12 protein-coding genes are annotated in these 12,422 nt (G+C 48.3%); all 12 read left to right on the plus strand.

The window, feature by feature from the left end:
- Positions 1-123: 123 nt before the first annotated feature.
- A complete protein-coding gene (gene lepB, locus ACKPBX_RS00185) occupies positions 124-672 on the plus strand; it encodes a signal peptidase I (RefSeq protein ID WP_319995665.1) in 549 nt (182 codons plus the stop codon).
- A gap of 33 nt (positions 673-705) precedes the next feature.
- Entirely contained in the window at positions 706-1,368 is a 663-nt protein-coding gene (gene lepB / locus ACKPBX_RS00190) for a signal peptidase I (protein WP_319995666.1), read from the plus strand.
- An 86-nt stretch (positions 1,369-1,454) separates the two neighbouring features.
- Positions 1,455-2,333, plus strand: a complete 879-nt coding sequence (gene ylqF / locus ACKPBX_RS00195; RefSeq protein WP_319995667.1) for a ribosome biogenesis GTPase YlqF — start codon at positions 1,455-1,457, stop codon at positions 2,331-2,333.
- Complete coding sequence (locus ACKPBX_RS00200; RefSeq protein ID WP_319995668.1) at positions 2,330-3,106, plus strand: ribonuclease HII; 777 nt, start codon at positions 2,330-2,332, stop codon at positions 3,104-3,106. Before ylqF ends, ACKPBX_RS00200 begins: the two co-directional genes overlap by 4 nt.
- A gap of 107 nt (positions 3,107-3,213) precedes the next feature.
- On the plus strand, positions 3,214-4,122 hold the full coding sequence (gene dprA / locus ACKPBX_RS00205) for a DNA-processing protein DprA (protein WP_319995669.1): 909 nt from the start codon (positions 3,214-3,216) through the stop codon (positions 4,120-4,122).
- 115 nt (positions 4,123-4,237) lie between these two features.
- Complete coding sequence (gene topA, locus ACKPBX_RS00210) at positions 4,238-6,307, plus strand: type I DNA topoisomerase (RefSeq protein WP_119092981.1); 2,070 nt, start codon at positions 4,238-4,240, stop codon at positions 6,305-6,307.
- 17 nt (positions 6,308-6,324) lie between these two features.
- Positions 6,325-7,635: a methylenetetrahydrofolate--tRNA-(uracil(54)-C(5))-methyltransferase (FADH(2)-oxidizing) TrmFO gene (gene trmFO, locus ACKPBX_RS00215; RefSeq protein ID WP_319995670.1), complete on the plus strand. Its 1,311-nt coding sequence runs from the start codon at positions 6,325-6,327 to the stop codon at positions 7,633-7,635.
- A 71-nt stretch (positions 7,636-7,706) separates the two neighbouring features.
- Positions 7,707-8,633 (plus strand): tyrosine recombinase XerC, encoded by a 927-nt coding sequence (gene xerC, locus ACKPBX_RS00220; protein WP_119092979.1) that lies wholly within the window; start codon positions 7,707-7,709, stop codon positions 8,631-8,633.
- A 3-nt stretch (positions 8,634-8,636) separates the two neighbouring features.
- Positions 8,637-9,161: an HslVU peptidase proteolytic subunit gene (gene hslV, locus ACKPBX_RS00225; protein WP_086628001.1), complete on the plus strand. Its 525-nt coding sequence runs from the start codon at positions 8,637-8,639 to the stop codon at positions 9,159-9,161.
- Between the two features lie 16 nt (positions 9,162-9,177).
- A complete protein-coding gene (gene hslU, locus ACKPBX_RS00230; RefSeq protein ID WP_319995671.1) occupies positions 9,178-10,587 on the plus strand; it encodes an ATP-dependent protease ATPase subunit HslU in 1,410 nt (469 codons plus the stop codon).
- Positions 10,588-10,657: 70 nt separating this feature from the next.
- Positions 10,658-11,476: a GTP-sensing pleiotropic transcriptional regulator CodY gene (gene codY, locus ACKPBX_RS00235; RefSeq protein WP_319995672.1), complete on the plus strand. Its 819-nt coding sequence runs from the start codon at positions 10,658-10,660 to the stop codon at positions 11,474-11,476.
- A 36-nt stretch (positions 11,477-11,512) separates the two neighbouring features.
- Positions 11,513-12,385 carry an aldose 1-epimerase family protein gene (locus ACKPBX_RS00240; protein WP_319995673.1) on the plus strand — a complete coding sequence of 291 codons (873 nt, stop codon included), beginning with the start codon at positions 11,513-11,515 and terminating at the stop codon, positions 12,383-12,385.
- Positions 12,386-12,422: the final 37 nt, after the last annotated feature.

A 12,422-nucleotide genomic window follows, 5' to 3' on the forward strand; every position in this document is an offset into this window, starting at 1 on the left:
AAACCTTTTTGGTGTTGCTTGGAATATTCGCCTTTGGACCGGTTGCGATTCTTTTTATGCGTAAAATGTGCTAAACTATGAGTGTTGTTTTAGCACAAACTATAACCAAAAAGGTTGATACCGATGAAAGTAGATAAAAAGATGCAGGATGGTCTCTGGGATTGGATGAAGGCGATCACCTTTGCTTTGCTGTTGGTGATCATCATCCGTTTTTTTGTATTCATTCCGCTGAAAGTGGAAGGCGACTCCATGAGCCCTACGCTGGCACAGGGCAACTACCTCTTATATGAGACGTTTTCCGACATTGACCGCTTTGATATCATCATCTTCAGCAATGAAGAAGGGCAAACGCTCATTAAGCGGGTCATCGGATTGCCGGGCGATTCCATTGCTTACAGCGAGGATCAACTGTACCTGAATGGCGAGCCTGTTGAAGAGTCTTTTCTGGGGACGGAGAAGCAGCAGGGGATGGATGTTTTCACTTCGGATTTTGATTTGCTGACCTTGACAGGAATGGAGACGGTCCCGGAAGGCAACTATTTTGTGTTGGGGGACAACAGAGTGCGCAGCAGGGACAGCCGGATATTCGGCTTTGTCGCGCAGGCCGACATAGCCGGCAAAGCGGCGATGGTGTACTATCCACTTGAGGATTTTGGCTTTATTCAAAATTAAGTACCAGCTGGATTTAGAAGAAAGGGTGATTCGATGTCATTTGGCAATAAAAATCATGACGACCAAGACTCAGGTTTTGTTTCAAGAAACGAAAGATTCGGGGTCGACAAAAAGAAAGAAATCCAACCAGAAAACCGAGGCAGTTTTTTGCGGGAAGCGCTGAATCTGATCCTTTCGGTGGCAATCGCCTTTGTGCTGTTCATTGTCATCCGTACTTATTTGTTTTATCCGTTCCAGGTTGTCGGCGATTCGATGGTGCCGACTTTGGAGACCGGAGACCGGCTGATCCTGAATAAATTGGCTGAAATTGATCGTTTTGATATCGTGGTGTTCCCTGCTCCTGACGGGACCGATGAAGAATATGTGAAGCGCATCATTGGGCTGCCTGGGGACGAAATCACTTATTTCCAGGATGAGCTGTACATCAACGGCGAAAAAATCGAGGAGCACTATCTGGAGGCGCTGAGAGAAGCTTCAGATCAGGCTTTGACCGGGGATTTCACGCTCTTCAGCCTGACAGGGGAAGCAACCGTTCCGGAAGATATGTATTTCGTTCTTGGGGACAACCGCAGCGTTTCCAAAGACAGTCGGGTTTTCGGGTTCATCCCGGCAGCACAGATCGAGGGAACAGCTGATTTAAGACTATGGCCGCTGAACAAAATAGGCATCATCGATGACAATGGTGCAGATGAATAAAGGGACAACCGCACACAAGTGTATTTGCACTTGTGTTTTGTCTTGAATGGAAGCAAAAGGATTTACTCAGAAAAGGAAGTGTCAATATGTTAATACAATGGTTTCCAGGCCACATGGCAAAAGCGAAACGTGAAGCGTTGGAAAAATTAAAAATGGTCGATTTGGTGATTGAGTTGCTGGATGCGCGCCTCCCGGTATCAAGCCGGAACCCTTTGATCGATGACATCATTGGAAACAAACCAAGACTGATTGTCCTTAACAAGGCAGATCTTGCAGATAAGACAGCCACCAAAGACTGGGTTGAATACTTCAAACAGGATAAGAAAGCGCAACGGGCTGTTTCGATGTCGACGCTGAACAATAAAGATGTAGAGAACATCAAAAGAGAACTGAAAGAGATGATGGCCCACAAAACGCAGGCGATGATCAATAAAGGCGTCAAACCCCGCGCCATCCGTTTGATGATACTTGGTATCCCGAACGTCGGGAAATCAACTTTGATCAACAAGCTGATGCAGAAAAACCGCGCGCAGACCGGCAATCGCCCCGGCGTGACCAAAGGGCAACAATGGTTGAAAATCGGCGGCGATTTCGAGTTGCTGGACACGCCAGGGATACTTTGGCCTAAGTTCGAAGACCAACTGATCGGGCAAAAGCTTGCCCTGACCGGAGCGATTAAGGATACCGTTTTCCATAAGGATGACGTCGCATTATTCGCATTGCGTCATTTTATGCAGCATTATCCGGGCAGATTGCAGGCATTCTATAAGGTGGACGAAAAAGAATTCGAAGGAGAGGTTCCGGAATTGTTGATGGAATTGACCACGAAATTGCGCTTTGGCGAAGACTATAGCCGAGCCAGTGAAAGAATTATTTTTGACATCCGCGGCGGCAAATTGGGTCCATATACATTGGACCAGGTTCCCGTAAAGGCAGCGGAGGCTGGAGAGGGCTTAGCGGAATGAACAAACCATTGAGCATCGCTACCATCAAGGAGCAGCTGCAGGGAATCGAATCATTGGAAGATCAACGTTGGGAAACAATCCGAGCCGACTCCCGCAAAGGTGTCCAAGCTGCAGTCAAATCCTGGGAGCGGAATTATCAACTCAATCTTTCCTTAAAAGAGCGGCAAATCCAGATGATGGTCTTTGAAGAAGAGTTGAAGGCGAAAGGTCGTCTTGCCATCGCAGGGATCGATGAAGTCGGCAGAGGCCCCTTAGCCGGTCCTGTGGTAGCTGCTGCAGTCATTCTGCCGGTGGACATCCCTTTCCTACCGGTCAACGATTCGAAACAACTCTCAGCCAAAAAAAGGGAGCAACTTTATGATCAAATCATGGCCATTGCCGATGTCGGCATCGGATTGATTTCGCCAGAAACGATCGACGCCGTGAATATTTATCAAGCCACAAAACTGGCGATGATGCAGGCAATCGCCAATCTGAAGCAAGAGCCTGACAGCCTGCTCATCGATGCCATGAAGCTGCCGTTGCCTGTTGAACAGCAATCCATCATCAAGGGCGATGCCAAATCCGTTTCGATCGCTGCCGCCAGCATTGTCGCGAAAGTATACCGTGATCGCCTGATGTCCGAGTATGCTTTGCAATATCCACATTACGGATTTGAGAAGAATGCCGGCTATGGCACCCAACTGCATTTATCCGGACTGGATAATCATGGCATCACGCCTATCCACCGGAAGACATTTGATCCTATCAAAAGCATGCTGAGAGAGCAATAAAGATTCCCTGGTGGCATGCGCTCTTCCGTTAAAATTAAACAACATGAAAAGCAGAATCCGACTCCTTGCGTATTATCTTAACAGATGGTACGCAAAGGAGTTTTTTTATGGAAATGAACCGCGAGGATCTGACGGTCCGGGATAAATTGATTTATCATGCAATGACCGGCGTGTGCACGCCGAATTTTATGAAGCATCTGTACCTCTCCTGGACGAGGGATGCTTTCTATTCAATAGAAGAAATCGTAAGTAGTTATGTGCCGATGAGCAAGGAAACCAAACAACAGCAGTTGAAGATGGCGCTCGAGACGGCATACAGCAAAATGTCTTTTGAAGAGTTGAATGAGTTGTACCGGATCAAGGATATCCAAATTTTGACGATCCTGGACAACAGCTATCCGGAAGGTTGGCTGAACAGCTATCTTCCGCCTGTCGTGGTATTCTGTGCGGGGAATATCCGTTTATTGGAGCAGCCTTGTTTGAGCGTCGTCGGCAGCCGCAGTCCGACCGCCTACGGAAAGGCGGTCTTGGACGAAATGATACCGCCGTTGGTTGCGGAAGGCGTCACGCTCGTAAGTGGGCTCGCCAAAGGCATCGATCAAATGGTTCATTCCTGTGCCATCGCAAACGGCGGAACCACAATCGGCATCATCGGGGCAGGCCTGGATGTTACTTACCCAAGAGAAAATGCCGCCCTTCAGCGGCAAATGATGGCAGAGCAGCTCGTCATCAGTGAATATCCTTTAGGCTCGAAACCGGAACGTTTCCATTTTCCGATGCGCAATCGCCTGATCGCCAACCTTTCGCTGGCCACGTTGGTGATCGAGGCGACGGAAAAGAGCGGCAGCCTCATAACCGCGAATCTGGCGCTGCAGGAAAACAGGGATGTTTATGCGGTTCCCGGAAATATTACCAGCCGGCTCAGTGTCGGCACCAATCAATTGATAAAGGCCGGCGCAGCTTGCGTTTTGAACGCAACTGACGTGCTGGAAGAAATGAAAACGCAGTGGAACTGATGCACCCGCGAAATAACTTCCATTTGACAAACACCTAGTTTATGGCATAAGATGGGAAACGATTTAAATGACAGAAATATACATACAAAATATTTCGTTGAGAGGAGTCGTTTCTTTGGCTTATAAATATTTAGTCATCGTGGAATCACCTACCAAAGCCAAGACGATAGAAAAGTATCTTGGCAGAAACTATAAAGTGGTAGCAAGTAAAGGCCACTTGCGCGATTTACCAAAGAGTCGCATGGCAATCAATATCGAAAATGACTATCAGCCGGATTATATTTCCATTCGTGGTAAAGGCGACCTGATTAAAGAATTGAAAAAATATGGCCATAAGGCAGAAAAAATTTACCTGGCTTCCGACCCGGATAGAGAAGGGGAAGCCATCTCGTGGCACCTCGCTCACTTGTTGGGCTTGGACCCAGCAGACAATATCCGCGTCGTTTATAATGAAGTAACCAAAGATGCAGTCAGAGAAGCACTGAAAAATCCAAGACCAATCAACATGGATCTTGTTTCGGCCCAGCAAGCCCGAAGGATACTGGATCGCCTGGTCGGATACTCGATTTCACCCATACTATGGAAGAAAGTCAAAAAAGGTTTGAGTGCCGGACGGGTCCAATCCGTTGCCCTGAAACTGATCGTCAACCGCGAAGAGGAGATTGCCGGGTTCGAGCCTGTGGAGTCCTGGACGATTGATGGTACTTTCCTGAAGGACAAACATGTTTTTCAGGCAGCCTTTTATGGCTTGGGCGGGAAAAAACTGAAGCTGAAGACCAAAGCGGAAGCGGATGCCGTATTCGAGAAGATCACTTCCAATGTTTTTGAGATTTCCGATGTAACGAAGAAACAGCAAAAACGCAACCCGGCTCAGCCGTTCACGACTTCCAGTCTTCAACAGGAAGCCGCCAACAAATTGAATTTCCGTACACGGAAAACGATGATGATTGCGCAGGAACTCTATGAAGGGATTCCACTCGGCAAAGAAGGCTCAGTAGGTTTGATCACCTATATGCGAACGGATTCGACACGTGTGTCGGCCGGTTCGATAGAGGAAGCGCACGAATACATCACGGGCACATACGGTCCGGAATATGCTATCGAAAAACAGCGTGAGAACAAAAAGGCCCCATCGGCACAGGATGCGCATGAAGCCATCCGTCCTTCCAGCGTTTTAAGAGTGCCAAGCGAAATCGAAGCCTTTCTGACGAAGGACCAGTTCAAACTGTACCAATTGATCTGGGCGCGCTTTTTGGCGAGTCAGATGACACCGGCGATTTTTGATACGATGAAGGTCGATCTCAAGCACGAGGACGTCATGTTCCGGGCGACGGGTTCCAAAGAAAACTTTGCCGGTTACCGTAAAGTCTACGTAGAAGGCACCGCCAAAGAAAAAGACAATCTTCTGCCGGAAATGGCTGTCGGCGATACTGTGTTCTCGAAGGACATCGAACCGAATCAGCATTTCTCGCAACCGCCGGCCCGTTATTCGGAAGCGACGCTCATCAAGGCTCTGGAGGAGAATGGAGTCGGAAGACCATCGACCTACGCTCCTACTATCGAAACGATCCAGAAACGCTATTACGTAAAAGTGACGGCAAAACGCTTCGAACCAACCGAACTGGGTACGATCGTCAATGGCTTGATCTCGACTTATTTCCCGGATATCGTGAACATTTCCTTCACTGCCGGGATGGAGCAGGACTTGGACAGTGTCGAAGAGGGCAATATGGAATGGGTCAAAGTAGTCGATCGTTTTTACAAACCATTCGCCGAAGAGTTGGCGAAAGCGGAAGTCGAGATTGAAAAAATCGAGATCAAAGATGAACCTGCCGGATTCGATTGCGAATTATGCGGACATCCGATGGTCATCAAAATCGGCAGATTCGGCAAGTTCTATGCGTGCAGCAATTTCCCGGAATGCCGGAACACGAAACCGATCGTTAAGAAAATCAACGTGACGTGCCCTGTATGCCACAAAGGCGAGGTCATCGAACGGAAATCTAAGAAAAACCGGATATTCTATGGCTGCGATCAGTATCCAGAGTGCGAATTCATCTCATGGGACAAACCGATCGGCCGTGATTGCCCGAAATGTCAACATTATCTTGTTGAGAAGAAGGTCAAAGGCGGCATCCAAGTGAAATGCAGTCATTGTGAATACGAGGAAGATGTACAGAAATAACGTTATGGAGGCATACTATGACAAATAAAACAGTTACCGTAATCGGAGCCGGCTTGGCCGGAAGCGAGGCAGCTTTTCAAATAGCGGAGCAGGGCATCCACGTCGATCTCTATGAGATCAGACCCAAAAAGATGACGCCTGCCCACCATACCTCAGGTTTTGCGGAATTGGTCTGCACCAATTCGCTAAGGGGTAACCAAGTCACGAATGCTGCGGGATTGATAAAGGAAGAAATGCGTCATCTGAATTCCCTGATCATCAAGGCGGCAGATGCGACCGCTCTGCCTGCGGGTGGCGCACTGGCTGTCGATCGCGAAAATTTTTCAGCCTATGTGACGAAAACATTAGGAGACCATCCCAATATCACGATCCATCTGGATGAACTGACGGAATTGCCGGAGGGGATTACGGTTGTAGCGACAGGCCCTTTGACTTCGGAACCATTAAGTCAATCGATCCAAAACTTTATCGAGATGGAAGGACTGTACTTCTATGATGCAGCCGCACCGGTGCTGGAAAAAGACAGCATCAATATGGAAAAGGTATACTTAAAGTCGCGTTACGACAACGGCGAAGCTGCCTACCTGAACTGTCCGATGACTAAAACGGAATTCGAATCGTTCTATCGCGAACTGATCGCTGCTGAAGTGGCCCCTCTGAAGGAGTTCGAGGAGGAAAAATACTTCGATGGCTGCATGCCTTTCGAAGTGATGGCCTCAAAAGGCGAAAAAACGTTGCTGTTCGGTCCGATGAAGCCTGTCGGTCTTGAGGATCCGAAGACCGGAAAGATCCCTTACGCAGTTGTGCAGCTACGTCAGGATAATGCTGCCGGCTCCTTATACAACATCGTCGGTTTCCAGACTCACCTGAAGTGGGGAGAGCAGAAGCGGATCCTGCAGATGATCCCGGGATTGGAAAATGCTGAAATCGTGCGTTACGGTGTTATGCACCGGAATACGTTCCTTAACTCTCCAAAAATACTGCGCTCCACCTATCAGAGCCAAAAACGCGATGATCTGTTCTTCGCTGGCCAAATGACCGGAGTGGAAGGCTATGTCGAGAGTGCCGCCAGCGGCCTGTTGGCTGGCCTCAATGCCGCCAGAATGGCGAACGGACAGGAATGTGTCGTCTTCCCGAAAGAAACGATGATCGGTGCCATGTCGCACTACATAACGAACACGGACAGCAAACATTTCCAACCGATGAACGCCAACTTTGGCATCATCGAACCGTTGGGCGGCAAGAAAATTCGTGATAAACAGCTCAAAAACCAAATGATAGCCGATAAAGCGTTGGCTGCCTTGGACGAATTCGTGCAAACGATTTAAGTTCGTCAGCTTACATTGAAATCTCTCCAACATTGTGATAAATTTAGTCATAAGATGTTGGAGGGATTTTTTTGTCTAATCAAGAATTAATCGATCGATTCATAAACTATTTGGCAATTGAACGGCGCTATTCCGACGAAACGGTCAAAGCCTATCTGTTTGACCTGAAAAAATTCGAATCCTTTCTCGAAGAAAGTGGAACCAGCGACTTGATGGCGGTACAATTGTACGATGTCCGCCTGTATCTGAGTTTTTTGGATGAACAAAAATTGAGCCGAAACACCATTTCGCGCACGTTGTCGAGCTTGAGGGGGTTCTATCATTTCCTGATCCGCAACGACCTTCTTGATGAAAACCCTTTATCCTATATCTCTTTCAAGAAAAAGCAGCTGCGCCTGCCGCAGTACCTGTACGAAGAAGAATTGGAAAAACTCTTGCGCGCAGCCGAGGGGACCGAAATACTGGACTATCGGAACCGGGCGTTGGTGGAATTGTTGTATGCGACCGGAATCCGCGTCAGCGAATGCAAGAACATCAAGCTGCAGGATATATCCTTCGACCTGGGCGTCATTCTGATTTTCGGCAAAGGGAATAAAGAGCGCTATGTGCCGTTTGGGCATTATGCTGCCGCAGCCATCCAGGAGTATCTGGAAATGACCCGGTCGGAATTGATGACAAAGCATCAACGCAGCCATGACCATCTCTTTGTGAATCGCTTGGGCGATCCGCTTACGGCAGGCGGCATTGAATACATACTGAAACAGATCATGAAAAAAACGGGTTTGACCGGGACATTGCATCCGCATATGCTGCGGCATACCTTTGCGACCGATATGCTGAATAACGGAGCGGATATGCGGACAGTTCAGGAGCTTTTGGGACATGCCAGCCTGTCATCCACTCAAATCTATACACACGTAACGAAAGACGCCCTGCAACGGAATTACAACCAATTCCATCCGCGGGCGAAACGGGACAGCAAGAAACAGGGGGAATAACATATGACAACAATCTGTGCAGTGCAGCACAACGGACGTTCAGCCATGGCGGGGGACGGCCAGGTGACGATGGGCGAATCTGTCATCATGAAAGGGACCGCCAAAAAAATCAGACGCATCTATCATGATGAAGTCATCGTCGGCTTCGCTGGCGGCGTAGCTGACGCTTTCACCCTTGAGGACAAATTCGAAGAGAAACTCAATCAATACAAAGGCAACCTGATGCGCGCCTCAATCGAGGTGGCCAAGGAATGGCGCGGTGACCGTGCCCTTCAAAAGTTGGAGGCGTTGCTGATCGTCATGAACAAGGAACAGATGCTGCTTGTTTCCGGGAGCGGGGAAGTCATCGAACCGGATGACGGGATCCTTACGATCGGTTCAGGCGGGAATTATGCCTTGGCTGCGGCAAGGGCCCTAAAAAGAAGAGGCTCCGATCTTTCCGCTAAGGAAATCGCTTACGAAAGCCTCAAGATTGCCTCAGAAATCTGCGTATTTACTAACGACAACATTATTGTTGAAGAATTTTAGATAGGTGGCTAATATAATGAAGGAACAGCACAACAGAACACCCAGAGAAATCGTCAAGGAGCTCGACCGCTATATCATCGGCCAGGACGCAGCCAAAAAAGCGATCGCTGTCGCTTTGCGGAATCGCTACCGGAGACAACAACTGGACGCTGACATGCAAAAAGAAGTGACGCCGAAAAACATCCTGATGATCGGCCCGACCGGAGTAGGCAAGACGGAGCTGGCGAGACGCTTGGCGCTGTTGGTCGAAGCACCCTTCGTTAAGGTCGAGGCGACCAAATTCACGGAAGTCGGCTATGTCGGCCGCGACGTCGAATCGATGGTCCGCGACCTAGTGGAGAACGCCATCCAGATCGTCGAAAAACAAAAACGCGGCGATGTGTATGCCAAAGCCTATGAAGCGGCATTGCAACGCCTTGCTAAAGTCATGAAGCCGGGCATCAAAAAAGCCAAGCCCAAACAGGAAGGCATGAATGACTGGCAAAATATGTTCAAAAACCTGGGGATGCCTCTGCCGGAAAATCAGGAAGAGGAAACCGAAGAAGTGACTGCCGAAATCGCCCAGAGCAGATCGGAAATCATCGAGCAATTGCGCAAAGGTCTTTTGAACAAACGTGAGGTCTCCATAAAAGTGGAGGAAAAACAAGCCAATCCATTAGGTGGCGGCGGAAACAACGAACAAATGATGATGCTGCAGTCTGCATTCGAATCCATGACGCCGAAAAAGAAGATCCAACGGACCCTTTTGGTCGAAGATGCCATCGAGGTGCTCGTGCAGGAAGAAACCGACAAATTGGTCAACAAGGATGATATTTCGCAGGAAGCTTTGAAGCTGGCCGAAATCAACGGCATCATCTTCATCGATGAAATCGACAAAATCACTTCCAAATCACAAAACACAGGCGAAGTTTCGCGCGAAGGTGTGCAACGGGATATTCTTCCGATCGTCGAAGGCAGCCAAGTTTCCACCAAGTATGGAGCCATCCAAACGGACCATATCCTTTTCATAGCGTCAGGTGCGTTCCACGTTTCCAAGCCAAGCGATCTGATCCCGGAACTGCAAGGACGTTTCCCGATCCGGGTGGAATTGAACGACCTCACGGAAGATGATTTCGTCCGCATCCTTACCGAGCCTAATAATGCGATGTTGAAGCAATACATCGCGCTGTTGGCAACGGAGGATGTCAACATCACCTTCACCCAGGAAGCCATCCGGAAAATGGCCGTCATCGCGACGGAAGTCAACCAGGAAACCGATAATATCGGTGCCAGAAGGTTGCACACGATCATGGAGAAATTGCTGGAGGATCTGTTGTTTGAAGCCTCCGAAATTCCTGGGACGGATATCACGATAACGGAACATTATGTTGATGAAAAACTTGAGAAAATTGTAGAAAACAAAGATTTAAGAAGATATATCCTTTAAGCAAAAAAATCCCCTTCAGGTTGGATGAACCTTGCGGATATTTTCTGATGGATGATCGTAGGGGGGAAACATGGACGAATTATTAGAAAAGTTGAGAAGAATCAACTACATGCTGCAAAAAGAAGGGGGCTTCGTTGCAGTCAGCGATGAAGCAACGGTCTTGCCCTTTACGGAAATGGCGAGCGTGCTCGGCGACATACTTCGCGCCAACACGTATCTGATCGATCTATCCGGAAATCTGTTGGGTTACAGCGAGGCTACAGATATCAACAATGCCCGCATTAAACAAATGCTGGAGGATAAGAAATTTCCTGAGCAGTATGCCCACAATCTGTCTGCGTTGTTTCAGACGACCGCGAACATCGGTATCGAATCCGATTTTACGGCCTTTCCGATCGAGAGTCGGGACCTGTTCATTACGGGTGTCACAACGATCGTTCCGATTTTTGCTTCCGGCAAGCGGCTTGGCAGCTTGGTATTGGCGCGTTTGTTTCCGGTTTTTGACAGCAGCGATCTGATCCTTGCTGAACATGGTGCCACGGTTATCGGCATCGAGTTGCTGCATGCCATCAATTTGCGCATGCAAGAGGCAACGCGCGTGACCACACTGATCCAGATCGCCATAAAATCGCTGTCTTTCAGCGAAATGGAGGCGGTCAAAGCGATTTTTGAGACTTTTCCATCCTTGGAGGAACGCATCACCGCATCAAAAATTGCGGCAGAAAAAAATATAACGCGTTCCGTCATTGTGAATGCCTTAAGAAAACTTGAATCAGCCGGTATTCTCGAGACGAGATCGCTCGGTATGAAGGGAACCTTCATCAGAGTAGGCTCTGCAGAATTGCTTGATGCTTTAAAAGGGGCTTTGTATCCAAAAAATGATCAGTAAGCAAAATGGTGTAAAGCCAAAATAGGGGGAAATGTCATGGAGTTTGTAATCGAAAATCAGCACCTTGCGGTAACCGTAAAAGATAAAGGTGCAGAGATCACCAGTGTAATCGCGAAGAATACCGGCATCGAATATATTTGGCAGGCTGATGAAAAAGTTTGGAACAGGCATGCGCCGATCCTGTTTCCCTTCGTTGGACGCCTGAAGGACGATACCTTCCGCCATAACGATAAAACTTACACAATGGGACAACACGGATTTGCGCGCGATTCGAAATTTTCGGTGCATGAGCGCTTGTCAGACAGCATTACCTTTATCCTTGCTCCGAATGGTGATTTCAAGGATGTTTATCCATTTTTGTTTGAATTGCAGCTGACTTATCAATTATTCGAGAGTCAATTGTCGGTCAGCTACAAAGTGAAGAACCTGGATACAGAAAAGATGTATTTCTCGATCGGCGGCCATCCGGGGTTTAACGTGCCTTTGACGGCAGGGGAAACATTCGAGGATTACTACATCAAAATGACTCCGGAAACTTCCCGCCAGCGCTTGCTCCTGGATGGGCCTTATCTTGCACCAGACAAAACGGTTGAAGTGGAACAAAACAGATTCCCATTGCAAAGGGATCTCTTTTTGAATGATGCCATCATTTTCAAAACACCGGAACCGACAACCGTGACGCTGGCTTCCGATATAAGCGAGCATGGAGTCACGATGTCCTATGAGGATTTCGAATACTTGGGAATCTGGACGAAGCCTCAGGAAGACGCCACTTATGTTTGTTTGGAACCTTGGTGCGGACTTGCTGACCGGTCGGATTCGGACGGGGAGCTGGAACGGAAGACAGCCATCCAATCGCTTGAACCCGGGAATAAACGTTATTATGTCCATCGGATCGATTTCTTTTAATTCAGTTGTCAACTAGGCTAGGCAGAATTTGTCATTG

Source organism: Trichococcus shcherbakoviae, from assembly GCF_963666195.1.
Classification (GTDB): Bacteria; Bacillota; Bacilli; order Lactobacillales; family Aerococcaceae; genus Trichococcus; species Trichococcus shcherbakoviae.

What these genes read in the sequence shown, in the direction of transcription:
- ACKPBX_RS00200 (WP_319995668.1), top strand. Translation starts at nt 2,330, where the DNA reads ATGAACAAACCATTGAGCATCGCTACCATCAAGGAGCAGCTGCAGGGA.
- trmFO (WP_319995670.1), top strand. Translation starts at nt 6,325, where the DNA reads ATGACAAATAAAACAGTTACCGTAATCGGAGCCGGCTTGGCCGGAAGC.
- lepB (WP_319995665.1), top strand. Translation starts at nt 124, where the DNA reads ATGAAAGTAGATAAAAAGATGCAGGATGGTCTCTGGGATTGGATGAAG.
- hslV (WP_086628001.1), top strand. Translation starts at nt 8,637, where the DNA reads ATGACAACAATCTGTGCAGTGCAGCACAACGGACGTTCAGCCATGGCG.
- dprA (WP_319995669.1), top strand. Translation starts at nt 3,214, where the DNA reads ATGGAAATGAACCGCGAGGATCTGACGGTCCGGGATAAATTGATTTAT.
- ylqF (WP_319995667.1), top strand. Translation starts at nt 1,455, where the DNA reads ATGTTAATACAATGGTTTCCAGGCCACATGGCAAAAGCGAAACGTGAA.
- lepB (WP_319995666.1), top strand. Translation starts at nt 706, where the DNA reads ATGTCATTTGGCAATAAAAATCATGACGACCAAGACTCAGGTTTTGTT.
- codY (WP_319995672.1), top strand. Translation starts at nt 10,658, where the DNA reads ATGGACGAATTATTAGAAAAGTTGAGAAGAATCAACTACATGCTGCAA.
- hslU (WP_319995671.1), top strand. Translation starts at nt 9,178, where the DNA reads ATGAAGGAACAGCACAACAGAACACCCAGAGAAATCGTCAAGGAGCTC.
- ACKPBX_RS00240 (WP_319995673.1), top strand. Translation starts at nt 11,513, where the DNA reads ATGGAGTTTGTAATCGAAAATCAGCACCTTGCGGTAACCGTAAAAGAT.